Annotated in this window: 19 protein-coding genes and 1 riboswitch; of the genes, 7 read left to right on the forward strand and 12 right to left on the reverse strand. The window is 70.5% G+C overall.

Features of this window, described 5'->3' with window-relative positions:
- Positions 1-20: 20 nt before the first annotated feature.
- Complete coding sequence (locus tag ABTW65_RS02630) at positions 21-488, forward strand: bifunctional nuclease family protein (protein WP_091042032.1); 468 nt, start codon at positions 21-23, stop codon at positions 486-488.
- A gap of 13 nt (positions 489-501) precedes the next feature.
- Here ABTW65_RS02630 and ABTW65_RS02635 read toward each other — a convergent pair whose 3' ends face one another.
- Complete coding sequence (locus ABTW65_RS02635) at positions 502-1,338, reverse strand: helix-turn-helix transcriptional regulator (RefSeq protein ID WP_350658249.1); 837 nt, start codon at positions 1,336-1,338, stop codon at positions 502-504.
- A 142-nt stretch (positions 1,339-1,480) separates the two neighbouring features.
- Between ABTW65_RS02635 and ABTW65_RS02640 the strand changes: the two genes are divergently transcribed.
- The 3 genes from ABTW65_RS02640 to gcvP all read left to right on the forward strand — a co-directional run bounded on the left by ABTW65_RS02640 (position 1,481) and on the right by gcvP (position 6,786).
- The gene (locus tag ABTW65_RS02640; protein WP_350658251.1) at positions 1,481-2,887 is read left to right on the forward strand and encodes an MFS transporter; all 1,407 of its coding nucleotides are present in this window, start codon (positions 1,481-1,483) and stop codon (positions 2,885-2,887) included.
- Positions 2,888-3,032: 145 nt separating this feature from the next.
- Positions 3,033-3,650: a MerR family transcriptional regulator gene (locus ABTW65_RS02645; RefSeq protein ID WP_350658253.1), complete on the forward strand. Its 618-nt coding sequence runs from the start codon at positions 3,033-3,035 to the stop codon at positions 3,648-3,650.
- 82 nt (positions 3,651-3,732) lie between these two features.
- Positions 3,733-3,823: riboswitch (glycine riboswitch) on the forward strand.
- Positions 3,824-3,882: 59 nt separating this feature from the next.
- Positions 3,883-6,786 carry an aminomethyl-transferring glycine dehydrogenase gene (gcvP, locus tag ABTW65_RS02650; RefSeq protein WP_502890534.1) on the forward strand — a complete coding sequence of 968 codons (2,904 nt, stop codon included), beginning with the start codon at positions 3,883-3,885 and terminating at the stop codon, positions 6,784-6,786.
- A 51-nt stretch (positions 6,787-6,837) separates the two neighbouring features.
- On the opposite strand, the gene ABTW65_RS02655 is transcribed toward gcvP, so the two are convergent.
- The 4 genes from ABTW65_RS02655 to pepN all read right to left on the reverse strand — a co-directional run bounded on the left by ABTW65_RS02655 (position 6,838) and on the right by pepN (position 14,888).
- Positions 6,838-8,061 carry an SGNH/GDSL hydrolase family protein gene (locus ABTW65_RS02655; RefSeq protein ID WP_350658255.1) on the reverse strand — a complete coding sequence of 408 codons (1,224 nt, stop codon included), beginning with the start codon at positions 8,059-8,061 and terminating at the stop codon, positions 6,838-6,840.
- 194 nt (positions 8,062-8,255) lie between these two features.
- Positions 8,256-11,177 (reverse strand): AAA family ATPase, encoded by a 2,922-nt coding sequence (locus tag ABTW65_RS02660; protein WP_350658257.1) that lies wholly within the window; start codon positions 11,175-11,177, stop codon positions 8,256-8,258.
- On the reverse strand, positions 11,177-12,376 hold the full coding sequence (locus ABTW65_RS02665; RefSeq protein WP_350658259.1) for an exonuclease SbcCD subunit D: 1,200 nt from the start codon (positions 12,374-12,376) through the stop codon (positions 11,177-11,179). The genes ABTW65_RS02660 and ABTW65_RS02665 overlap by 1 nt, the downstream gene beginning before the upstream one ends.
- A 61-nt stretch (positions 12,377-12,437) precedes the next feature.
- On the reverse strand, positions 12,438-14,888 hold the full coding sequence (pepN, locus tag ABTW65_RS02670) for an aminopeptidase N (RefSeq protein WP_350658261.1): 2,451 nt from the start codon (positions 14,886-14,888) through the stop codon (positions 12,438-12,440).
- Between the two features lie 37 nt (positions 14,889-14,925).
- Between pepN and ABTW65_RS02675 the strand changes: the two genes are divergently transcribed.
- Positions 14,926-15,363 (forward strand): OsmC family protein, encoded by a 438-nt coding sequence (locus ABTW65_RS02675; protein WP_350658262.1) that lies wholly within the window; start codon positions 14,926-14,928, stop codon positions 15,361-15,363.
- A gap of 99 nt (positions 15,364-15,462) precedes the next feature.
- Here the strand turns inward: ABTW65_RS02675 and ABTW65_RS02680 are convergent, their stop codons facing one another.
- A complete protein-coding gene (locus tag ABTW65_RS02680) occupies positions 15,463-16,524 on the reverse strand; it encodes an S-adenosylmethionine:tRNA ribosyltransferase-isomerase (protein ID WP_350658264.1) in 1,062 nt (353 codons plus the stop codon).
- Entirely contained in the window at positions 16,521-17,219 is a 699-nt protein-coding gene (locus tag ABTW65_RS02685; protein WP_350658265.1) for an SDR family NAD(P)-dependent oxidoreductase, read from the reverse strand. The genes ABTW65_RS02680 and ABTW65_RS02685 overlap by 4 nt, the downstream gene beginning before the upstream one ends.
- Positions 17,220-17,280: 61 nt before the next feature.
- On the opposite strand from ABTW65_RS02685, the gene soxR reads away from it, so the two are divergent.
- Entirely contained in the window at positions 17,281-17,754 is a 474-nt protein-coding gene (soxR, locus tag ABTW65_RS02690; RefSeq protein ID WP_350658266.1) for a redox-sensitive transcriptional activator SoxR, read from the forward strand.
- A 104-nt stretch (positions 17,755-17,858) separates the two neighbouring features.
- On the opposite strand, the gene ABTW65_RS02695 is transcribed toward soxR, so the two are convergent.
- Positions 17,859-18,575 carry a peptidylprolyl isomerase gene (locus ABTW65_RS02695; protein WP_350658267.1) on the reverse strand — a complete coding sequence of 239 codons (717 nt, stop codon included), beginning with the start codon at positions 18,573-18,575 and terminating at the stop codon, positions 17,859-17,861.
- A 185-nt stretch (positions 18,576-18,760) separates the two neighbouring features.
- Here ABTW65_RS02695 and ABTW65_RS02700 point away from each other — a divergent pair, with 185 nt between their 5' ends.
- On the forward strand, positions 18,761-19,231 hold the full coding sequence (locus ABTW65_RS02700; RefSeq protein ID WP_350658268.1) for a GNAT family N-acetyltransferase: 471 nt from the start codon (positions 18,761-18,763) through the stop codon (positions 19,229-19,231).
- Here the strand turns inward: ABTW65_RS02700 and ABTW65_RS02705 are convergent.
- The 4 genes from ABTW65_RS02705 to ABTW65_RS02720 form a co-directional block, all read right to left on the reverse strand.
- A complete protein-coding gene (locus ABTW65_RS02705; protein ID WP_350658269.1) occupies positions 19,186-19,713 on the reverse strand; it encodes a MauE/DoxX family redox-associated membrane protein in 528 nt (175 codons plus the stop codon). The two genes, ABTW65_RS02700 and ABTW65_RS02705, sit on opposite strands and share 46 nt — an antisense overlap.
- Positions 19,710-19,901, reverse strand: a complete 192-nt coding sequence (locus tag ABTW65_RS02710; RefSeq protein ID WP_350658271.1) for a hypothetical protein — start codon at positions 19,899-19,901, stop codon at positions 19,710-19,712. The genes ABTW65_RS02705 and ABTW65_RS02710 overlap by 4 nt, the downstream gene beginning before the upstream one ends.
- A gap of 95 nt (positions 19,902-19,996) precedes the next feature.
- Positions 19,997-21,277, reverse strand: a complete 1,281-nt coding sequence (locus ABTW65_RS02715) for a CehA/McbA family metallohydrolase (protein WP_350658272.1) — start codon at positions 21,275-21,277, stop codon at positions 19,997-19,999.
- 89 nt (positions 21,278-21,366) lie between these two features.
- Positions 21,367-22,491: an endonuclease/exonuclease/phosphatase family protein gene (locus tag ABTW65_RS02720; RefSeq protein ID WP_350658275.1), complete on the reverse strand. Its 1,125-nt coding sequence runs from the start codon at positions 22,489-22,491 to the stop codon at positions 21,367-21,369.
- Positions 22,492-22,607: the final 116 nt, after the last annotated feature.

Here is a 22,607-nt window from a genome sequence, read left to right on the forward strand (position 1 = left end):
AGACGGGTAGGGTGGATGACATGCGCGAGGTCGATGTGCTCGGAGTCCGAGTGGAGATGCCCTCCAACCAGCCGATCGTGCTGTTGCGCGAGGTGGCGGGTGAGCGATACCTGCCCATCTGGATCGGCGCGGTGGAGGCGACCGCGATCGCCTTCGCCCAGCAGGGCGTGGTGCCGCCCAGGCCGCTGACCCACGACCTGCTCAAGGACGTGCTGGAGGCGACCGGCAACGAGCTGACCGAGGTGCAGATCACCTCGGTCACCGACCGCGTCTTCTACGCCAACCTGGTCTTCGCCTCGGGCGTCGAGGTGAGCGCGCGCCCTTCGGACTCGATCGCGCTGGCCCTGCGTACCGGGACCAAGATCGTGGTCTCCGACGAGGTTCTCGACGAGGCGGGGCTCGCTGTCCCGGCCGAGCAGGAGGACGAGATCGAGAAGTTCCGCGAGTTCCTCGACGAGATCACTCCGGAAGACTTCGAGTCCCACTGAGGCTCGGGCGGGATCACTCGCTCAGTGCGAGCATCGCCTTCTCGTCGATGGTGTCGGCCTCCGCCTGGTAGACGACCAGGCGCTGACCGCCGGTGCGGGCCAGCTGCATGACCTCGTAGGTGAGCGTCATCCGGCCCACGTGCGGATGTTCGAACGTCTTGGTGCCACCGCTGCGCTCACAGACGTCGTAGCGTTCCCACATCTCGGCGAACTCCGGCGACTTGAGCAGCAGCTCGCCAACGAGCGCGGCCAGCCGGGGTGAGTCGACGTCGGTGCCGCCGATGGCGCGCAGGTGAGCGACCGAGCTGGCCACCGTCTGGTACCAAGGGTCGAGCAGGCGTCGGCCCACCGGGTCGAGGAAGTGGTAACGGGTCAGGTTCCGATGCTCCCGCGGCCCGTCCCACAGCCCCGGGTAGAGCCGCCGGCCCGGCCGGTTGGCGGCAAGTGCGTCGTTGTGCCTGCTGAAGACGAAGGCAGGCAGCGGTCGCAGCTGCTCGATCATGGCCAGCACCGAGGGACGTACGTTCGTGTCGGTCGTCGCCTGGGGCACGCTGACGCGTCCCGAGGCGACCTCGGCCAGCTCGTGCAGGCGCTGGTGGGCATCGCCGGTCAGGCGCAGCGTACGAGCCAGCGAGTCCAGGACAGCCGTCGACGGGTTGGTCTCCCGTCCGCGCTCCAGCCGGGTGTAGTAGTCGACCGACACGCCCGCGAGAGCAGCCAGCTCCTCGCGCCGCAGCCCAGGCGTACGCCGCACGCCGGTGCCGGCGGGCAGACCCGCCTCCTCCGGGGTGACCCGTGCCCGGCGGGCGCGCAGGTAGCGCCCGAGCTCGGTCGAAGCCATGTCACTCATCCCTACCAGTGTGCCGCAGGTCCGGCCGGTGAGAGGGGCCGTGTTGCACCCACCCCTGGTGACACCTCGGCATCACGCGGTCTGCCTCCGCGCGCGTGACGCGACCAGACTTTCGGGGACAACGACCCGGAGGAGGAGCACGATGACCGCAGTTGCCCACGAGGCGTCGAGCGGAGGCCCGGCAACCGTGCCGGCGGGGAGCTTTCGAGCGCTGCTCGCCGCGCTCCTGGGCTTCACGGTGATCACCGTCGACGTCTCCGCGGTGAACATCGCGCTTCCCTATCTCCATCGGGACCTGGGTGGCGGGATGGCCGGGCTGCAGTGGGTCGTGGACGCGTACACGCTGATGTTCGCCGCGCTGATGCTCTCGGCCGGCGCGGTGACCGACCGGATCGGCCCGGTGCGGGCCTACGCGCTGGGCGTGGTGCTGTTCACCGTCGCGTCCGTGGCCTGCGCCGCCGCACCGGTGATGCCGGTGCTGATCGCGGCGCGGGTGCTCCAGGGTGCTGCCGCCGCGCTGGTCATGCCGGCGTCGCTGGCGCTGGTCCGGGTGGCGTACGACGACGCGCGGGCCCGGGGTCAGGCCATCGCCGTGTGGACCATCGGCGGATCCGCGGCGATGGCGCTGGGTCCGGTGGCCGGAGGCCTGCTGAGCGAGTACGCCGGCTGGCGCTGGGTGTTCCTGGTCAACGTTCCGGTCGGGATCCTCATCGTGGCCCTGCTGGCCGGCCTGCGGATCCGGGCGGTGCGGCGCCGGGCACCGCTCGACTTCCCAGGCCAGGTGCTGGCCGTGGTCGCGCTGTCCGCGCTGACGTACGCCGTCATCGAGGCCGGCCACACCGGCTGGCACGCGCCTGCTGTGCTCGCGGCGGGAGTGGCGGTCTCGGCGGCAGTCGCGTTCGTCGTGGTGGAGCGCCGCTCGGCGGCGCCGGTGCTGCCGCTCGGCCTGGTGGCTCGGGGGAGGGTGGCGGTCGCGCTGGTCTCCGGGTTCGGGATCAACTTCGGGTTCTACGGCGGGATCTTCCTGCTCGGCCTCTACTACCAGCAGGTCCGGGGCTGGAGCGGTGCCGCGGCGGGGCTGATGTTCGTCATCCCGGCGGCCATGACCACCTGCGCCAACGTGCTCGCACCACGCCTGGCGTACGTCATCGGCCGGCGCCCGCTCATCGCCGGCGGCCAGCTGATCCTCGCGGTGGGGATGCTCGCACTGGTCCTGCTTTCGACGACCACGCCGGTCTGGCTGGTCCTCGTCCTGCTCGTCCCGCTCTCCACCGGCGGCGCGCTGGCGATCACGCTCGTCACCGCGGACCTGATCGACGCGGTCGAGCCCGCCCGGGTCGGTGTCGCCACCGGCGCGCTGAGCACGTTCCGGCAGACGGGCGGCGCGATCGCGGTCGCCATATTCGGCGGTCTGGGAGCCGGCGCCAGCGGGATTCTCACCCTTCCCGGGATGCGGGTCTGCCTCCTCGTCGGAGCCGTGGTACTGGCGCTGACGGCGCTGGTCGCGACGACCGCGCGCCAAAAGCCTCATGCTCTACTTGAGGGTTAGGCTGGACGACACGCCGGAGGGGGTTCTTTGACCAGGGCCCTTGCGACGCTTACCTTGTAGTTGTCTCTGTTGTAACTCCAACGATGTGGTCCCCCCGCCGCAGCCGTTCATTCCCCGAGTGGAGTTACGCACAACGGAGTAGACGATGGAGGACATCGTGTTCGACCACGAACAGAAGCCCGGCCACGGCGCCGACGACGCGCAACGCGCGGCGGAGCAGGCTGACGAGCAGGGCCTTCTCTTCACCGACGATGTCTCGCCCCTGCCGAGCGACACCGGTTACCGCGGCCCGACGGCCTGCAACGCGGCCGGGATCAGCTACCGCCAGCTCGACTACTGGGCCCGCACCGGTCTCGTCGAGCCGAGCGTGCGCGGGGCCACCGGCTCCGGCACCCAGCGGCTCTACTCCTTCCGCGACATCCTGATCCTCAAGGTCATCAAGCGACTCCTCGACGCCGGCATCTCGCTGCAGCAGATCCGCGCTGCTGTGCAGCACCTGCGTGAGCGGGGCACCGACGACCTGACCCGCGTCACCCTGATGAGCGACGGCGCCTCGGTCTACGAGTGCACCAGCAACGACGAGGTCATCGACCTGCTCCAGGGCGGGCAGGGCGTCTTCGGCATCGCCATCGGTGGCGTCTGGCGCGAGATCGAGGGCACCCTCTCCGAGCTTCCCAGTGAGCGTGCCGCCGAGGACGGCGAGCAGGTCGCCTCGATGTCCGACGAGCTCTCCGCCCGCCGCGCCGCCCGCAACGCCGGCTGACGTAAACCTCACGTAACACTCGACCCTGAGACCCCGCAGAGGCGGGGCCTTGGGGTCGAGTCGTTTATGCTGGTGGTGCTGACCATCCCGCACGGGAGAGCTCCTCTCGAAGGGGCGCCGAAGGGGCAATTCCTCCCCGGAAACTCTCAGGCATCCACGACTGTGCGGACCAGGCAACTCTGAAGCGGCGCAGATGCGGTGACAGAGGGGGAGGGCGTACGAGTTGTCTTAGATGCCCTCAGGAGCCACTGTGTCCGACACGCCCACTCTGTCCGAGCTCGACGCCGCCTCTCCGTTCGTGGAGCGCCACGTCGGGCTCTCGGCCGCCGACGAGGCGACCATGCTGCAACGGCTCGGGTACGACTCGGTCGCGGCGATGATGGACGCGGCGGTGCCGGCCGGGATCCGCTCGGTCGAGTCGCTGGACCTGCCGGCTGCGCTGAGTGAGGCCCAGGTCGCGTCGCTGGCGCGGGAGATCGCGGCCTCCAACAAGCCCGGCGAGCCGATGATCGGGCTCGGTTACCACGCCACCGTGACGCCGCCGGTGATCCGTCGCAACGTGCTCGAGGACCCGAGCTGGTACACCGCCTACACGCCCTACCAGCCGGAGATCTCCCAGGGACGCCTCGAGGCGCTCATCAACTTCCAGACCATGGTCGGCGACCTGACCGGCCTGCCGGTGGCCAACTCCTCGCTCCTGGACGAGGGCACCGCGGCCGCCGAGGCGCTGGCGCTGGTGCACCGGGCGAACCGCAAGGGTTCCGGTCCGTTCGTCATCGACGCCGACGCCCTGCCGCAGTCGATCGAGGTCGTGAAGGTGCGCGCCGAGGCGATGGGCCTCGACGTCGTCGTGGCCGACCTCTCGCAGGGTCTGCCCGAGGGCGACGCGATCGGCGTGCTGGTGCAGTACCCCGGCGCCTCCGGCCGTGTGCCCGACCTCAAGCCGGTCGTCGACGCCGCCCATGAGCGCGGTGCGCTCGCCGTCGTCGCCGCCGACCTGCTCGCCCTCACCGTCCTCGAGGCGCCCGGCACCCTCGGCGCCGACGTCGTCGTCGGCTCGACCCAGCGCTTCGGCATCCCGCTCTTCTACGGCGGCCCGCACGCCGGCTACATGGCCGTCCACGAGGGGATCGAGCGGCACCTGCCCGGTCGTCTCGTCGGCGTCTCCGTCGACGCCGAGGGGCGGCCCGCGTACCGCCTCGCTCTGCAGACCCGTGAGCAGCACATCCGCCGCGAGAAGGCGACCTCCAACATCTGCACCGCGCAGGTGCTGCTGGCCGTCGGCGCTTCGATGTACGCCGTCTACCACGGCCCCGCCGGCCTGCGGACGATCGCGACCCGCACCCACCGGTACGCCGCCGTCCTGGCAGCTGCGCTCAAGTCGGCCGGCCTCCCGCTGGTCTCGGAGACGTTCTTCGACACGCTGGGTGTCACCGTGCCCGGACGGGCGGCCGATGTCGTCACCGCGGCGCGCCGCTTCGGCGTACATCTTCGTCTCGTCGACGCCGACACCGTCGGCATCTCGACCTCTGAGGCGACCACCCGCTCGACCCTGTCGGCCGTGCTGAACGCCTTCGGCGTCTCGGGCGCGGACCTGGACGAGATCGACCGCACCACGGGCAGCGCGCTGCCCGACGGCCTGGTGCGCACCAGCGACTACCTCACCCACGAGGTCTTCAACGCGCACCACAGCGAGACCCAGATGCTGCGCTACCTGCACAAGCTGGCGGCGCGTGACTACGCGCTCGACAAGGGCATGATCCCGCTCGGCTCGTGCACCATGAAGCTCAACGCGACCACCGAGATGGAGCCGATCTCGCTGCCCGGCTTCGCCGACCTGCACCCGTTCGTGCCCGCCGAGGACGCCGCTGGCTACACGCGCCTGGTCGGGGAGCTGGAGGGGTGGCTGGCCGAGGTCACCGGCTACGACGAGGTCTCCATCCAGCCGAACGCCGGCTCGCAGGGCGAGTTCGCCGGCCTGATGGCGATCCGTGGCTACCTGGACGCACAGGGCCAGGGGCACCGCAAGATCTGCCTGATGCCTTCCTCGGCGCACGGCACCAACGCCGCCTCGGCCGTGATGGCTGGGATGAAGGTCGAGGTCGTGAAGTCGTCCGAGGACGGCACCGTCGACCTCGACGACCTGCGGGCCAAGCTCGACGCCCACGGTGAGAACGTGGCCGCGATCATGGTGACCTACCCCTCGACGCACGGGGTCTACGAGGAGGGCATCACCGAGGTCTGCTCGCTGGTGCACGAGGCCGGCGGTCAGGTCTACATCGACGGCGCCAACTTCAACGCGCTCCTGGGCTACGCCAAGCCCGGCGAGTTCGGCGGCGACGTCTCCCACCTCAACCTGCACAAGACCTTCTGCATCCCGCACGGCGGTGGCGGCCCGGGCGTCGGTCCGGTCGCGGTCCGTTCCCACCTGGCGCCCTACCTGCCCTCGCACTCCCTGCACCCGGACGCCTCGAAGCGCTCGGGCATCGGCGCGATCTCGGCCGCTCCGTACGGCTCGGCCGGCATCCTGCCGATCTCGTGGGCGTACGTCCGGCTCATGGGCGCCGAGGGCCTGACCCGGGCGACGTCGGCCGCGGTGCTGTCGGCCAACTACGTGGCCGCACGGCTCAACGAGCACTTCCCGGTGCTCTACCGCGGCGAGACCGGCCTGGTCGCGCACGAGTGCATCCTCGACCTGCGGCCGATCACGAAGGAGACCGGTGTCACCGTCGACGACGTCGCCAAGCGACTCATCGACTACGGCTTCCACGCCCCGACGATGTCCTTCCCGGTCGCCGGCACGCTCATGGTCGAGCCCACCGAGTCCGAGGACCTCGGCGAGCTGGACCGGTTCATCGACGCGATGATCGCGATCAAGGGCGAGATCGACCGAGTCGCCTCGGGCGAGTGGACCGCCGAGACCTCGGTCCTGCGCGGCGCCCCGCACACCTCCCGCGCCCTCGTCGGCGACTGGGACCGTGCCTACTCGCGCGAGGAGGCCGTCTTCCCGCGCGGCATCACTGGGCCGAACGGGTCGGGCGACAAGTACTGGCCGCCGGTGGCCCGTATCGACAACACCTACGGCGACCGCAACCTGGTCTGCTCCTGCCCGCCCGTGGAGTCCTTCGCCGAGTGACCCAATCGCCGAGTCGGCGCGTCTTGACGCGCCGACTCGACGAGGTTTTGGTCAGCTGAGGGTCATGGAGGGCTCGCCGTTGGCGTTGAGCCCGGTGCCGTGGGTGCACGTGCCGGCCCTCGGCGCGCCACCGTTGTAGGCCTGGCGCAGACAGTTGCGCAGGGCGAGCTGGCCCCAGTAGTTCGGGTGCAGACTCTCCTGGATGTAGTAGTTGCCGCTCGTGGTGGAGACGGTGCGGATCTGGTTGACCCACTCGGTCTTGTCGACCGCGCCGGAGACCCGCCAGCTCGACAACCCCTTCTCCTCGAGAAGGCCCACCGTGTTCTCGCACAGACGGCGGCCCGCGAACGCGCCGGCGACGTTGAGCGTCTTGATGTTGGCCAGTCCGGAGTCGGTCGCCGCACCCGAGATCGTGTTGTTGATCGTCGGCAGGATCGTGTTGTACGCGTAGTCGGCATCCGCGTTCCAGAAGCCGCAGCCGCCGGTGTTCTGACGGGTGTAGCCGGACTCGCTGTAGCGGTAGCCCGACGAGGTCGCCAGCGGCGAGGGTACGTTCTGGACGATCAGGGTCCACGCGCTGTCTGCGTAGCCCGCGTTGCGCATGGCGGTGCGTACGTTCTGGAACGCAGTGGCGATCCTCGCGCGCACCGCGGCGACATTGCTGGCCGCCATCGCGCTGGTGACGACCGAGTCGTCCTTGCAGTAGTCCTTGCTCCAGGACGGCGAGGTCAGGAAGTTCTGGACGCACCGGGTGACGATGCTGGCGAAGTTGAAGTCGTTGCCGCCGATGCCGATCGCCACCGCCTTGACGTTGTGGCTCGCCGCGAAGTTCTGCAGCATGAGGGCCTGGCCCTGGTTGCCGCCGCTGGAGTAGAAGTCGATGCCGGGCTTGAAGTAGCCCTCGCTGGTCGTGGTCGTGCTGACCTTCGCGCCCGAGCAGGCCAGGTTGAGCCCGCTCACGCCACCGCCGACGTACGCCTCCGCGGCCGTGCTGCGGTGACACCGATTGATCGTCTCGGCCGTGTGGGTGGCGTTGTCGAAGTACGTCGCGCTGCCGCCCGCGTCGATCAGCGACTCGCCGGAGTTGCTGTTGCCGGCCCAACGGCCGGCCTCACCGGAGACGTAGCTGTCACCCACGGTGACCATCCACGGCGTGCCGCTGCCGGGACCGTCGGCATGTGCGGGAGAGGCCATCAACGATGTTGCCGAGAGCAGGGACGCGGGTAGGAGAAGGGTCGCGGCGACCTTGGCGACACGGGTGGTGAGACGTGGCACGGAAACCTCCGGTTGGTCTGGGACGGCTTCCGCGGTGCGGAGCCGCCTCAGGCTAGTGACGTACGTCACGCCAGGGAATGGCCGGGAGGAAATACCTGTCGCGCCGAAGGTTAATTCTTCGGCGATGCCAGGAGCCGACTCGAGATCTTCCCTGTGTCAGAGAAACGGCGGGACATCTGTCACCGGGAAGTCGTTCAGGTGCCGTGGATCTGGAGGGTGGATCCCTCGCGGCCCTTGGCGACGGCCAGCTGGGTGGGGATGCGCTCGCGCATCTCGGTGACGTGGCTGACCACGCCGATGATGCGGCCGCCCTCGCGGAGGGTGTCGAGGACGTCGAGTACGTCATCGAGGGTGTCGGCGTCCAGTGAGCCGAAGCCCTCGTCGACGAAGAGGGTGTCGAGCATCTGGCCGCCGGCCTCGTTCATGATCACGTCGGCCAGGCCGAGCGCGAGGGCGAGGGAGACCACGAACGTCTCGCCGCCCGACAGGGTTGCGGGGTCCCTCGACTCGCCGGACCAGTCGTCGCGGACCATCAGCGCCAGGCCACCGCGCCGGTCGCCGGCGCCCTTGGCCGCGGAGTGCTCCAGGGCGTAGCGCTGGTCGCTCATCTTCGCCAACCGCTCGTTGGCGGCGGCGACGACCTGGGTGAGGCGGTAGGCGACCACGTAGGCCGAAAGGCTCATCTGGAGCTGGTTGTCGCTGCTCTTGCCCTCGGCGAAGGAGGCGATCCGGGCGGCGACCTCGAGGTCGTCGCGTACGGGGGCCCAAGCCGAGAGCGCGCGGGTCAGGTCGCGTTGCAGGGAGTCGAGGCGGGCGGCCCGGTTGGCCGCGGTGTCGGCCGCCGAGCGGGCCGCGTCGGCGGCGTCTGCGGCCTTGCGGTGGGCAGTTGTGAGCGCCGGCAGGTCAGGCTCGTCGGTGGCCAGGATCTCGGCGGCGCCGGGGGAGTCGAGAGTCGCTCGGGCGGCCGCCAGGCTGTCGGCGTACGCCTTGATCTGGCTGTTCAGCGCCGCCACCTGCTCCGGCGGGAGCGCGGCGGCGAGGGCGCTCTCGGGGGTGTCGAAGCCGGCCCGGACCGCCGTGGCGGTGAGGGTGCGCTCGGCCCCGGCGAGGGCCTCGGCGGCGCGGGTGGCGGCCTCGAGTCGCTCGAGGCTGGTGGTCGCGGCGCGGTGGTCGCGGTCGAGCGCGGCGAGCAGGGCGTCGAGATCCGGGTGGTCGCCACGGACGTCGGTCAGCTGCTCCTCGAGTCGCTCGCGTTCCTCGGTGAGGTGACGCAGAGTGGTCTCGAGCTCGGCGGCGCGGGTCTCGAGCTCGGCACGGAGTGTCGCCGAGCGGGCCCGGCTCTCCTCGGCGGCGGTGAGCTGGGCGCGCAGGCTCGGCTCGCGGGCGGCCGTACGCTCCAGCTCGGCCAGCCGCTCGGCCAGCGACGCGGCCGGCTCGTCGGTCTCCCCGGCGGCTTCTTGGGCGAGCTGGAGGCGGGTGGTGAGGTCGCGCACGTGCTGGTCGCGGGCGTGCTCCTCGGCGCTGGCGTTGTCGTAGGTCGCCTGGGCGGCCTTCTCGGCAGCCGCGTCGGGGGCGCCGTCGGCGGGGGAGGCCTTGTGCGGGTGCTCGTGGGATCCGCACACCGGGCAGTCCGCGCCGACCGCGAGCGCGCCGGCGAGCTCGGCGGCGATGCCGTCCAACCGGGCCTGGCGTACGTCGAGATGGTGGCTGCGCGCCTCCATGGCGGCCGTCCGGGCCGACTCGTGCCTGGCTCGGGCGTCGACGAGATCCCGGGTCAACCGACCGACCTCGGTCACCGCCGCGACCTGAGCGCGCAGCACCGGGATCGCCGCGGCCGCCTCGGTGGCCGCCGCCAGGTCCGCGGTGAGAGCCTCGGCCTGCTGCGGCAGCTCCTCGGCGAGTCTGGCCTGCTCGCGGGTCTGGGTGAGGACGCGGTCTCGCTGAGTGCCGGTGGCCGCGAGCTCGCGGGTGACCTCGCTCAGACGACGCTGCACCGGCGCCAGCGCGCGGGCCTGCGCGAGGCGTGCCGAGATTCGGTCGACGGCCGCCTTGGCATCGGTCAGGGTCAGGTCGCTGGGGGCGAGCGAGGTCGCTTTGGCGTGCTCGCGCCGCGCCTGGTCGGCGAGCTCGCTGACCCCGGCGACGGCCTCGGCACGCTGGGCGGCCTCGACGCGGCGTACGCGCTCCTCCTGCTCCTCGGCCGCGGCGACGAGACGGCTCTCGGCGGCAGCGGCAGCACGGAGGCCGCGCTGCTTCTCGGCCATCGCACGAGCGTCGTCGAGCGCGGCGAGGGTCTCCGACTCCGCGGCCAGGGCCTCCATCGCGGCGCCGGAGGTGACCGCCTGCGACTCGGTGGCCTCCTCGGCCAGTGCACGGGCCCAGGTGGCGATCGCGCCGTCACCGGCGGGAAGACCGAGGTCGTGGACGTCCCAGTCGTCGGGGAGCGTGACGGCCGCGGTCTCGCTGATCCGGCTGACCACCTCGGCGACGCCGGCGTTGAGCTCCTCGGAGCGCCGCCGGAGCTCGACGCGACGCTCACGCAGCCAGCGCTCGACGTCGGCGAAGCGCTCGGTGCGGAAGAGCCGCTCGAGCAGTCGCTTGCGCTCTTCGGCGCTGGAGCGGAGGAAGGCCTGGAAGCGGCCCTGGGGGAGCATCGCGACCTGCACGAACTGGGTCAGCGTCATGCCGAGGAGGTCCGAGACCAGGTGGCCGGCCTCGTCGAGGCGGGTGGTGAGGGTGCGCCACTCCTCGCCGACCTGCTCCATGAGCACGACGGAGGCCTGCTGGGTCGTGGTGCCTGCGCCACGGCGCTTGGGTCGCTCCCACGACGGTGAGCGGGTGATCCGGAAGCGTCGCTGGGCGAGCGTCGCCTCCAGGACGACCCGCGTGGCGACCTCGGCCGGGGCCCGGTCGCTGCGCAGCCGCTTCGCGACCGAACGGTCACCGGGGACGTCGCCGTAGAGCGCGAAGCAGACCGCGTCCAGGACGCTCGTCTTGCCGGCTCCGGTGGCGCCGGAGAGCAGGAAGAGCCCTGCCTCGGAGAGCTGGTCGAAGTCGACGCTCACCGTGCCCGTGAACGGGCCGAATGCGGACACCTCCAGGTGGTGAAGGCGCATCAGAAGAGCACCTCGAGCCACTCCTCTTCCTCGTCCCCGCCGGAGGGCGAGTCGAGCGAGTCGACCTCGGGGTCCTCACAGCAGGCGTCCACGGCGGTCTGCAGCAGCGCCAGTTCGGCCTTGGCCGCGGGCTCGCCGCGGAGCTCGGCCACGAATTCGGTGACCAGGTCGATGTCCCGCCGCGGCCGGGACGGGTCGGGCTGGGACAGGGCACCCAGGACCGGCGCGGTCGACTCGAACCCCAGCACGAGGGTGTGCGGGAACCGTCGTCGCAGCCGTTCCATGGCCTGGGCCGGGCGGATCCGGTCGGTCAGGGTGATCTGCAGCCACGACTGCTCGTGGACCTCGTGTCGAGGGTCGCTCAGCAGCTCCTCGAGCGTGCCTCGCAACCGGGCCAGGTTGCGCGGGACCGGCGCCTCCACGAACTCGCTGGCGACGAAACCGGACTCGTCGAGATCGATGAGCCAGGATCCCTTGAGATGGTTGGCCTCCGAGAAGGAGTACGCCAGCGGGGAGCCGCTGTAGCGCACCGTGTCGGTGATCGTGTGGCGGCCGTGGAGGTGGCCGAGGGCGGCGTAGGAGATGTCCTCGAAGAGGCTGGCGGGCACCATCGAGACGCCGCCGACGGACATGTCGCGCTCGGAGTCCGACGGCTCCGCACCGGTGACGAAGGCGTGGGCCATGACCACGCTGCGGCCACCCCGGCCATCGAGGTCGGCACGCACCCGTCGCATCGCCTCGCCGAGCGCCGCCTGGTGGGAGCGCGACTCCAGCCCCCAGGACGCTCTGGCGGCGTCGGGATCGAGGTAGGGGAGACCGTAGAAGGCCACCTCGCCGTGCTCGTCCGGGAGCATCACCGGGCGGCCGACACCCGCCAGGTCGGTGCGGATGAAGATGCCGGCGGCGTCGATCAGCTCGGAGCCGAACCCCAGCCGCTGGGCCGAGTCGTGGTTGCCGCTGGTGATGACGACCTTCGCCCGCGAGGCGGCCAGCCGCGAGAGCGCCTCCGAGGCCAGCCGCACCGCGTCGACCTGCGGAAGCGCACGGTCGTAGACATCGCCGGATACGCACACCACGTCGACCGATCCCTGCTCCACCACGGAGAGGAGATGGTCGACGTACGCCGCCTGGTGCCCGAGCATGCCCTCCCTGTGGAAGGACCGGCCCAGGTGCCAGTCGGAGGTGTGCAGGATCCGCATGAAACGAAAACTATCGGTGAGCACGGACAGTCTTGCCCCCGACTCACCGCCGGAGCCTCGGCTACGCGGGATAGGTCACCTTGATCGCCAGCTGCCGCTGCAGGTTGTCGGCCGCATCGGCCACCCGGCGGCGTACGCCCGGGTCCAGATCCAGCTCGATGACCGCCCGTGCGTCAGCGAGGGTCTCCTCGGTCACCGAACCGCTCGGGAAAAACGCCTCGGCAGCCTCGGCGAGGCTCCAGCCCGAGCGCTTCTCGGCGGTGGCGGGGAGCTCGGCGAAGTAGCGCTCGACGTAGCCCGCGGTGAGCTCGGCCGGCCCGGTCCAGAACGCCCGCCCGGCGGCCAGGATGTCGTAGTTGGGCAGGTCGGTCTCGCCGGTGAACACCGACCAGCCGTACGCCTTCGCCTCCGCGTCGGGGATGCTGACCAGGGCGCCATTGAGGTGGATGCGGGCCTCGTTGGCCGGCTCCGCGTCATAGGCAGCCTGCAGCTCCTCACGGGTCGCGAAGCCGTTCTCGGCGAGCTTGGCGAGGATGCGCCAGCGCAGGTCGAGGTCGGTCTCGATGCCGGCCGGGGGAGTGGCCAGCCATTCCCGCAGCAGGGACTCGGAGCTCGCCGAGCGGATCGCCGCGCGATAGGACGACAGCTGCAGCTCGGAGCCGGGAGCGACCTCGTCGAGCTTGCGGAGGGCCGCCTCGTGGAGCCGCTCGCGCGCCCCGGCGGGCGCCAGCGGCACCACCGAGCCGAAGAGCCACGGCATGGTGCGCCTCGGGGTGTCCTCGAGGTCCTCGACCGGGGGCGACGCCTCGGCGATGTCGATGACGTCGGCCGGGTCGACCGCGGCGTTGAACCAGGCGCTGCGCAGGTTGTTCCACACGCCCGCGCGCAGGCCGTCGTCGGTGACCTCCGGGAGGGCTGCCTTGAGCGCCTGCACCGTCTCCCAGTCGGGGATGGCCGAGGCCCAGGTGTCGTCGTAGGGATCGAGCACGACGGCGTTGGCGGCGACCTGGAGCGGTGTCTTGTCGCCGCTCACCGTGATGTCCTCGGTGGTCCACTGGGTGCCGTTGAGGATCGCCGCGCGGAAGGTGTGGGAGCGGTCGGCGGGGTGCAGCGACGGAGCGGTGCGGTTGACGACCATCTTGGCCGGGTCCCACGAGAGCGTGTCCGGACCCGCTTTGAGCAGCCACTGGGCGGTGAAGGTGTCGAGGTCGAACTCGATCCCCGCCTCGGCCGCTGCGGAAGCCCAGGACGCAAACAGATCGTGCATCGTCGCGTTGCCGAACCGGTGCCGGTTGAAGTGGTCGATCGCGCCCGCGAAGAAGACGTCGTCACCCAGCGACGCGGCGAGCTGGCGCAGGATCGCCGAGCCCTTGGAGTAGGAGATCCCGTCGAAGTTCTGCAGCGCCGAGACGGCGTCCTCGGCGCCGTTGCCGGCGACCGAGTGCGTCGAACCGCGCTGGTCGGCGGTCAGGCCCCACTGGCGGCGGGCGTAGGACATGTCGGCCCAGGCGTCGTCGTACTCCGTCACCTCGGCAGTCACCCGGTTGCCCATGTATTCGGCGAACGACTCGTTGAGCCACAGGTCGTCCCACCACTGCGGCGTGACCAGGTCGCCGAACCACTGGTGTGCCATCTCGTGGGCGACCGTGGTGGCCCGCTGGATCCGCATGCCACGGGTCACCCGCGAGGTGAAGATGAGCGGGTCCCGGAACGTCACACAGCCCGGGTTCTCCATCGCGCCCGCGTTGAACTCCGGCACGAACGCCTGGTGGTAGTTGCCGAACGGGTAGCGGATGCCGAAGAGCCGGTGGAATTCGTCGAAGCACTGCTTGGTGATCGTGAAGAGCTCCTCGGCGTCCTTGTCGAGGTCGGCGGCGATGCTCTGCCGCGAGCTCAGCGACAGCGGGATCCCGTCGTGCTCGTCATGGATCATGTGCCACGGGCCGGCGACGAGCGTGACGAAGTACGTCGAGAGTGGCTGGCTCCGCTCGAACTCCCACACACCCGGCTCCGTCTGGGTGCCCGGCGCGTTGCCGATCACCGTCCAGTCGTGCGGCGCGGTCACATGAAAGGTGTAGGGCGCCTTCAGGTCGGGCTGGTCGAAGCAGGCGAAGATCGTCGGGGCGGCGTCCATGAAGCACATCCCGTACACGTACGCCCGCCCGTCGGCCGGGTCGACGCTGCGGTGGAGCCCCTCGCCGTCGTTGCGGAACGGCATCGTGGCCTCGACGACGAGCTCGTTCGGGCCCTCGTCTGTGCTGATCGGGAGACGCCCCTTGGCCAGCGTGGCCGGGTCGATCGGGCTGCCGTTGAGGCTGATGCGCTCGACCGAGACGGGCTTCAGGTCGAGGAACGTCGGTCCGCCTCTCGAGGTGAACCGGATCGTCGTCACGGAGCCGAACGTCTCCTCGCTGGAGCCGAGATCGAGGCGTACGTCGTAGTCCTCGATCTTCAGCAAGCTGGCACGGGCGGCGGCCTCGTCTCGGCGCAGGGGCAGACTCTGGGTGCTCACGTCGCACAGGCTAACGGGCGGATGGCACTCTTTCCCCATGACTGACTCTGCTGCAGACCTGCGCTCGGTATCTCTGGAGAAGATCGGCGAGCACCGCTTCCGTGCTACCAACGAGCGCGGCGGCACCGTGGTGATCGGCCACGGCGACGACCCCGACTTCACCCCGGTCGAGCTGCTCCTCGCCGCCCTGGCCGGCTGCAGCGCCCTGGACGTCGACTTCATCACCGGCAAGCGGTCTCCGATGGAGACCTTCGAGGCCCTCGCCGCGGCCCGGAAGATCCGCGACGAGCAGGGCAACCGCCTCGTCGACCTCTCGGTCACCTTTGAGATCACCTTCCCCGAGGGCGAGGCCGGCGATGCCGCCCGCAAGGTCCTCCCGGACGCGATCAAGAAGTCCGAGACCCGCCTGTGCACCGTCGGCCGCACCGTCGCGGTCGGCACCCCGGTGACGTACGCCGAGGGCGACCTGCCGTAACCCGCCGAGGCGGCGTCCGCGTCGGCCGAAGCGTCACCAGCGTCGGCCGAGTTGGCACCGGTGTGACTTCTCGGCCGACGTACGTGACGTCTCGGCATTTCAGGGGAGCAGGAGCGCAGAGTCGCCGAACTCGTGCCACAGATAGCCCTCGGCGACGGCGGCGTCGTAGGCAGCCTGGGTGAGCGCGGGACCGGCGACGGCCTCGACCAGCAGCAGATGGCTGGCCTGCGGGTCGTGCCAGCCGGTGATGAGCCCGTTGACCACGTACGGCGGGTTGGCGGGCGTGATGACCCGGTCGGTCCAGCCGCTCGCCGCTTTGACCGCGCCGGTCGCGGGGATGACCGCCGACTCGAGGGCTCGGGTGACGGTGGTGCCGGCCGCGACGACGCGGCCGCCGGCGTACCTGGTCTGCTCCACCAGCCGGGCCGTGGTCTCGGAGACCTCGAACCACTCCGCCCCGGGGGCCTCGCCGACCTCCTGGGAGGAGACGCCGGTGTGCAGGGTGATGGGCGCGATCTGGATGCCGCGCGTGACCAGCTCGGTGACCAGCGGGTGGGTGAACGGGCGCGCCGCCGAGGGCATCTCCGCGCTCCCGGGGCGATGCCCGAAGACGGTCTGGTAGGCGGAGAGCGGGTAGCGCCGGTCTAGATAGCCATACGCGATCGGGCGACCTGCCCGCGCGAGCTCGGCGGTCACGTCGCCGGTGATGCGGGCGCGCCACAGCCGGTTGCCCACGCCGGTCGGGGAGGAGGCGCGGCCGTCGGGGTAGGGCTCGCGCAGGGTGACCCGGAGACCGGCGGTCACGATCACGTCGCCCTCGGCGGCGTCGAGCACGGACCGGGAGGCGTCGGGGGCGGAGCGGATCTCCACGGCCCAGCCGGTGTCGAGACGCTGGGCGAGGTGGAGCACCACCCGGCCGCGCCCGATCAGGTCGGCGTCGAGCTGGCGTGCCTCGGTCACCGAGTCGTTGACCACGACCAGGTCGCCGGGGGAGAGGTGGTCGGCAAGGTTGCGGAACCGGGAATGTCGTACGCCACCCGGTGATGCCACGAGCAATCGCACCCCGTCGCGTTCCATGCCGCGCCACTCCGCGGGAGCGGGGGCGGTGGTGTCCTCAGGAAAGGGGAATGTGGTGGTCGGCCGTTCGGCGAGCATGGTCATCGGATCGCTCCTACGGATGCGAGTTCGGTGGCGCGGTAGCGCCCGGACGGCTGGTTGCCGGAGAGCAGCGCGAGCAGGTGCGGAACGACCGATTCCGGCAGCGGTCGGTCGGAGATGTCCTCACCGGGGAACGCGGCCTGGTGCATCGCCGTGCGCATGTCCCCGGGATCGACGGCGTACGCGCGGATGCCGTTCTCCTCACCGAGCGTGAGGATCAGGTGGTCGAGCGCGGCCTTGCTCGCTGCGTACGTTCCCCAGGTCGGGTAGTGCTCGACCGCCGCGTCGCTGGAGATGCCCACGAGGGTGCCGCGCGAGGCGATCAGGTAGGGGAGGAGCCGCTGGGTGAGCGAGAGCGGAGCGAGCAGGTTCGACTCGAGCACGCTCGAGAAGAGGCTCTCTGGGACCTCGGCCAGGGGAAGCATCGGGCCGAGCTCGCTGGCGTTGTGCACGAGCAGGTCGAGGCGCCCGTGGCGGGCTACCGCGGCGGCGATGGCGTCCTGATGGTCGAGATCGCGTACGTCGCCGCTCAGCGTGGTCACCCGAGAGCTGTCGGGGAGGGCGGCATGGAGACGGTCGGCGTCGCGGGCGTCGGTGACGACGCTCCAACCCTTGTCGATGAGGGAGGTCGCGAGGGCGAGTCCCAGTCCTGCGGAGCCGCCGGTGATGACGGCTACTTCGTTGTCTGATCTGTTCATGTCCCCTAGGATTCAACCTAAAGTGAACTTGAGATCAAGGGCTGTGACAGAAAAGAGTGAGATGAACACCCACGACCTGCTCACTATGGGCGAGGTGACCCGGCGCAGCGGCTATGCCGCCTCCGCGGTGCGTTACTACGAGAGCCAGGGCCTGATCCGGGCCGAGCGATCGGCCGGGGGACAGCGTACGTTCGAGCGCAGCGTCCTGCGCCGGCTCGCCTTCATCAGGGCAGCGGCCAACGTCGGCCTCTCCCTTGACGAGATCAAGGCCGAGCTCGACTGCCTGCCGGGGGACCGCACCCCCACGAAGGCCGACTGGGCGCGGATGTCCAGGCACTGGCGCCGCCGTCTCGAGGAGCAGATCCACGCCCTCGAGCGCCTCCGCGACAACCTCGACTCCTGCATCGGCTGCGGCTGCCTCTCCCTGCAGCGCTGCGGCATCTCCAACCCCAACGACGCGGCGGCCGCCCAGAGCCCCGGCGCCGCGTACCTCCCCAAGGTCCTGCGCCGCGACCCGCCCCGCCGCCGCGCCTAAATTGCCGAGGCGTCCCTTAGGTCGGCCGAAGCGTCGGCTAGGTCGGCCGAAGCGTCACGTACGTGCCAACTCGGCCGACCTAGGTGACGCCTCGGCAGGGTTGATCAGCCGACGGTGATCGTCTCGAACTCGACCGGCGTCTTGGGTGCGCCGGTGCCGTCGGGGCCTGCCTCGGCCACGCCGGCCTCGCCGACCTTCTCGAGGGTCTTGATGGCGGCGTCGTCGAGGGTGCCGAAGACGGTGTAGGCGGGCGGAAGCTGGGTGTCGCCGAAGACCATGAAGAACTGGCTGCCGCCGGAGTTGGGCTGGCCGGTGTTGGCCATTGCGAGGGTGCCGGCGGGGAAGGTGTCGGTGTCCTTGAACTCGTCGGGGATCGTGTAGCCCGGGCCGCCGGTGCCCTCGCCGGTCGGGTCGCCGCACTGCAAGAGCGCGAAGCCGGGGTTGTTGCCGAGGCGGTGGCAGCTTGTGGCGTCGTAGTAGTCCTGCGAGGCCAGCGAGAGGAACGAGTTGACGGTGCACGGCGCCTTGTCGGCGTCGAGGGTGATCGCGAGCGGGCCGACGGAGGTGTTGATGGTGGCGGCGACCTTGCCGGTGTACTGCGCGGTCTTCTCCGGCTCGTCGACCTCCTTGGAGGCACCCATCGGGTCCTCGACGTACTCGCAGCTCGTCGAGCCGGGCTTCACGATCGACTTCCAGTCACTGGACTCGCTCGACTTCGGGCCCTTGCTCTCCGTGGCCTGGCCGCCATCGTCGGAACCACAGGCGGAGAGCGTGAGGAGCAGGGCAGCGGCGGCAACGGCCGGAAGCGCACGAGAAGACATGCCCAGATGCTAGGGGAGCGGCCCGAACGATCCCGCGACGGACCCCGCGTGGCGATGCCGGCGGCATCCGCCGCCCGCATCGGAGCCGCGCACTATCGCACACGATGGTTGGTTGCCGCGATACTGCACCAGCCTCACTGCACCCACTCAGCCACGACAGGGGAGGGCTCGGCTACCCTCCAGCCGTGCCTGTGCTTTCGCTGCGTTTCGAGCTCGACGACCTGACCCGGCCCGAGGTGATCCGGCTCCTGGAGGACCACCTCGAGGACATGTACGCCGTGACGCCGGCCGAGTCGGTGCACGCGCTCGACCTCGAGGCACTGAAGGTGCCCGAGATCGCGTTCTGGTCGGCCTGGGAAGGCGCCGAGCTCGTCGGCGGCGGCGCGCTGAAGTCGCTCGGCGAGGGTGACTACGAGCTCAAGTCGATGCGCACCACGGCAGCCGCTCGAGGCCGCGGCGTCGCGACCGCGATGCTGCGCCACCTGCTGGCGGAGGCCAGGTCACGCGGTGGTCGCCGCGTGCTTCTGGAGACCGGGACCGAAGACTTCTACGAGCCCGCCCGGCGCCTCTACGCGGGCAACGGCTTCACCGAGTGCCCGCCCTTCGGCAGCTACGTACTCGACCCCAACTCGGTCTTCTTCGAGCTCTCGCTGTAGTCGTCGACCGGCGCAGCGCCGCGTCGGAACAGCAGGTCGTCGAGAGCGAGCTTGGTGCGGCGTACGACGATCAGGTAGACCGCGATCGCGAGCCAGCCGAGGTCGCGGAGGGTGTCGGCGAGATAGCTGGGGTCGGCCGAGGCGCCGCCACCGCCGAAGCAGCCGCAGTCGATGTTGAGGCCGCGCGCCCAGGCCGCGGTGATCCCGACGAGGAACGAACACAGGCCGAGCGCGGTCGCCACCGCCGCCGTCCGGGTGAACAGTCCGAGGATCAGCAGCACGCCGAGGATGACTTCGGCGATGGGCATCGCGATGGCGTACGCAGGGGCCAGCTGCCACGGCAGCAGCTGGTAGCCGCGCACCGCCTGCTCGGTGATCGCCGGCTCGGGCAGCTTGGCGAGCCCGGCGGCGAGGAAGACGAAGCCGAGGTAGAGGCGGCCGGCGAGACCGATCCAGCCGAACAGATCAGCGCGAGTCTTCATGAGAGCACCACCCAGGAGGTGCGGACGACGCCGAAGACGACGAACGCCGCCACGACCGCGTAGCCGGTCCACAGCAGCGGCGCCGGCGAGACCTCGTCCCTGATCTCACGTCGCACGAACCACACCCCGAGCGCCAGCACGGCCACGGAGACCGCGACCAGCCCGACGACGTACCACACCTCGTTCACATCGCCAGGGTGCCACAGCCGAGCCCCGCAACCACCGCCCGGACGCCCGCCTTCAGCGCATCTTCAGGCTGCGGGGCGCCTTCTCAGGAAACAGGTCAGGGTTGCAGCCACCACGGGCTGGTGTAGGCGATGCCCAGGTCGTTGCAGGGATGGCCCTCCGGACCCGGGCTCGCGTTGGCGCCAGTCGGGTCGCTGACCCGCAGCAGCACCCAGTCGCCGTCGTCGACGGAGACCGGCACGGTGACCGAGACCGGGTCGCCGACGCGGAACGCCACGACGTCGGCCACGACGGGCGCCGACGGACCCGGGCGCAGCACCTGCAGGTGGAGCTCCCGGCCGACCCACTCCTCGTCGCGGGCGAGATCGAGGGTGAACCGCATGTCGCCGCCGCGGCCGGGGATCACCGAGCCCGTCCGGTGCTCGACGCCGTCCAGGGTGGCCACCGCGTCGACCCGGAGCCCCGAGGTGCGGGTGGCGAAGAACCGCCGCGCCCGCATGGCCTCGAAGACGCCGGCGCGGTCGTGGGAGGCGACCCACAGCCCGGTGCGTCCCTTGCCCTCCGGGTGGCCCCAGTCGGTGCCGTGCTCGTCGGTGACGCCGCTGATCCCGGTGCGCCAGCCGGCGTTGAGGCACTGGCACAGCGGCGAGCTCTTGCCGTCGGCGTACCCCTCGAAGAGGTAGTCGTCGCCGCGGTTGAACATCTCCAGCGACACCATCCGCTCCCGTGCCCGCGCGTCGTAGCGGAACTCCTGGAACCGGAACGGCTCGCGCCTGGGGTGGTTGAACCCGGCGATCCCGTCTGACCCGCCGTCGATCAGCGGCGTAGAAGGGGAGCGCATCAGCCAGTCGAAGAACGGCCGCATCGCGCCGGCGTCGACGATGTCGGTGAAGTGCTCGCTTCCCCACACGTTGATATGACCCAACAGCGGCTCCGACCACTCGAAGCCACGGATCGCGGTGAAGGTGCCGTCGGCGTTGGCCGCATCGGCGAGCTCGCGGGTCCGGGCCCAGTCGGAGCGGGTGATGCCGCCGATCTGCTTGTACGCCGCCGGCAGCAGCCCCGCGAGCGCATCGCCGAGGATGTGGTCGGAGACCGTCGCATGGTCGGTGAGCGCCGCGACGTCCAGCCCGGCGCTCCGCATCGAGTCGAAGGCGAGGTCTGGGTCGCCGGAGCCGTCGGACATCAGCGTGTGGTTGTGCAGGTCGGCATGGACCAGCGTGGTCCCGGATGAGAGCCGCGACAGACGGCTCGCCCCCACCCCGGCCCGAGCGGTCGCCGAGGCCGCCGCACCCGTGAACGGCGAGGCCATCGACGCCAGCAGGAGCCCGGCTCCCGCCGCCCCCAGTGCCGTACGCCGCGTGAGCGGCCTGCTCATCGACCGAAGAGTCCCGTGCTGCTGTCCGTGTCCGAGGCACATGGCCACTATTTCACGCAGATCCCAGCGGCGTACGGGAGGCTTTCAGATCACAGGTCGGTGAAGTCGGCATAGAGACAGGCGTGGTCGGAGGCCGCGTGCTGCTCAGCGGTCAGCGTCGGGAACAGGTCCCACGGGTCCTTGGTCCGCGGACCGTGCCACACGCCCTTGCGGAAGACGCCGCCACCGGTCTGCTTGGCGCGCAGCGCGGGGGAGAGGAGCAGGTAGTCGATCTTGGCGTCCACGTTGCCGGAACCGTACGTTCCGCGGCGGTGGTTCCAGTCCCAGTGCTCGTGCTCGCTGGCGTCGGCGAGCCCGTCGACGGACAGCAGCGGCTTCAGTGACTCGCTGGAGGGGGAGTCGTTGAGGTCGCCGGCGACGCAGACGTGCTCGATCCCCTCCTCGAGCAGTCCCTGGTAGATCTCCGCGACCCGCTTCGCCTGTCGGCCGCGCCGCTTGGCGCCCAGCGGATCGCCCTTCTCCGAGTAGCCCTTGGACTTGAAGTGGTTGGCGAGCACCACGATCCGCGCGCCGCTGGGAGCGTCGAGGTGATACTCGCAGCAGTCGCGGGAGAAGATCACGCCCTCCTCGTCGCGGTCGAAGATGTGGGTGCGCAGCTGCACCAGGCGGTAGCCGTCTCCGACCATCACGCCGACGTCGATGCCGCGTTCGTCGTTGCCCTCCACGACCATCACCTGCTCGTACGCCTCGGCGCCGACCTCCGGCAGCAGCGTCTGGGAGAACATGTGCAGCCCCGGCCGGTCGTCGGCCTCGACGACCACCGCGACCTCGGCCCGCAGCTCGGCGAAGACGCGCGCGGTGTTCTCCGTGGCGATCTCGTTGACGGCGGTGGTCTTGAGCTCGACGAACCCGACCCAGTCGTTGCGCCCCTTCGCGACCAGCTCCACCGGCCCCGAGCGCGGGCGTTTGAGCAGCTTGCCGCGCATCTTCCGCAGCCGCGCGAACTCGCCCTCGTCGCTCTTCAGGAGGCCGAGCTTCTCGAGGTTGGCCAGGATCTCCTGCTCATCGCCCTGATAGCTGGGCTGAGCCAGAAGGGTGGAGACGCGGGAGTGAGCGGTCAGAACCGCTCGCCGCGTCTTGGCATCGGCCTCTTCGGCGTCCATCGCCTTCGGCCGTGCGAAGAGGTTCTCGACGTTGAACGATGCGAGGCGCATACCTTCAGGCTAGGGCGTATCTCCCCGATCCACGCCCGCTACGCGACGTTTCGCATCCGATCTGGCTGCGTTGCCGCCGCTCGACAGCCTCCAGGATGCCTTCGCAGCGGACGCCT

Origin of the sequence: Nocardioides sp. NPDC127503, from assembly GCF_040302165.1 — a bacterium.
Classification (GTDB): domain Bacteria; phylum Actinomycetota; class Actinomycetes; order Propionibacteriales; family Nocardioidaceae; genus Nocardioides.

Excerpts from the sequence above, each read along its gene's own strand:
- ABTW65_RS02705 (WP_350658269.1), bottom strand. The coding sequence starts at position 19,713 with ATGAAGACTCGCGCTGATCTGTTCGGCTGGATCGGTCTCGCCGGCCGC.
- ABTW65_RS02645 (WP_350658253.1), top strand. The coding sequence starts at position 3,033 with ATGGAGGACATCGTGTTCGACCACGAACAGAAGCCCGGCCACGGCGCC.
- ABTW65_RS02630 (WP_091042032.1), top strand. The coding sequence starts at position 21 with ATGCGCGAGGTCGATGTGCTCGGAGTCCGAGTGGAGATGCCCTCCAAC.
- ABTW65_RS02640 (WP_350658251.1), top strand. The coding sequence starts at position 1,481 with ATGACCGCAGTTGCCCACGAGGCGTCGAGCGGAGGCCCGGCAACCGTG.
- ABTW65_RS02635 (WP_350658249.1), bottom strand. The coding sequence starts at position 1,338 with ATGAGTGACATGGCTTCGACCGAGCTCGGGCGCTACCTGCGCGCCCGC.
- ABTW65_RS02665 (WP_350658259.1), bottom strand. The coding sequence starts at position 12,376 with ATGCGGATCCTGCACACCTCCGACTGGCACCTGGGCCGGTCCTTCCAC.
- ABTW65_RS02675 (WP_350658262.1), top strand. The coding sequence starts at position 14,926 with ATGACTGACTCTGCTGCAGACCTGCGCTCGGTATCTCTGGAGAAGATC.
- ABTW65_RS02720 (WP_350658275.1), bottom strand. The coding sequence starts at position 22,491 with ATGCGCCTCGCATCGTTCAACGTCGAGAACCTCTTCGCACGGCCGAAG.
- ABTW65_RS02695 (WP_350658267.1), bottom strand. The coding sequence starts at position 18,575 with ATGTCTTCTCGTGCGCTTCCGGCCGTTGCCGCCGCTGCCCTGCTCCTC.
- ABTW65_RS02715 (WP_350658272.1), bottom strand. The coding sequence starts at position 21,277 with ATGAGCAGGCCGCTCACGCGGCGTACGGCACTGGGGGCGGCGGGAGCC.
- ABTW65_RS02685 (WP_350658265.1), bottom strand. The coding sequence starts at position 17,219 with ATGAACAGATCAGACAACGAAGTAGCCGTCATCACCGGCGGCTCCGCA.
- ABTW65_RS02660 (WP_350658257.1), bottom strand. The coding sequence starts at position 11,177 with ATGCGCCTTCACCACCTGGAGGTGTCCGCATTCGGCCCGTTCACGGGC.
- soxR (WP_350658266.1), top strand. The coding sequence starts at position 17,281 with ATGAACACCCACGACCTGCTCACTATGGGCGAGGTGACCCGGCGCAGC.
- gcvP (WP_502890534.1), top strand. The coding sequence starts at position 3,883 with ATGCCCTCAGGAGCCACTGTGTCCGACACGCCCACTCTGTCCGAGCTC.
- ABTW65_RS02680 (WP_350658264.1), bottom strand. The coding sequence starts at position 16,524 with ATGACCATGCTCGCCGAACGGCCGACCACCACATTCCCCTTTCCTGAG.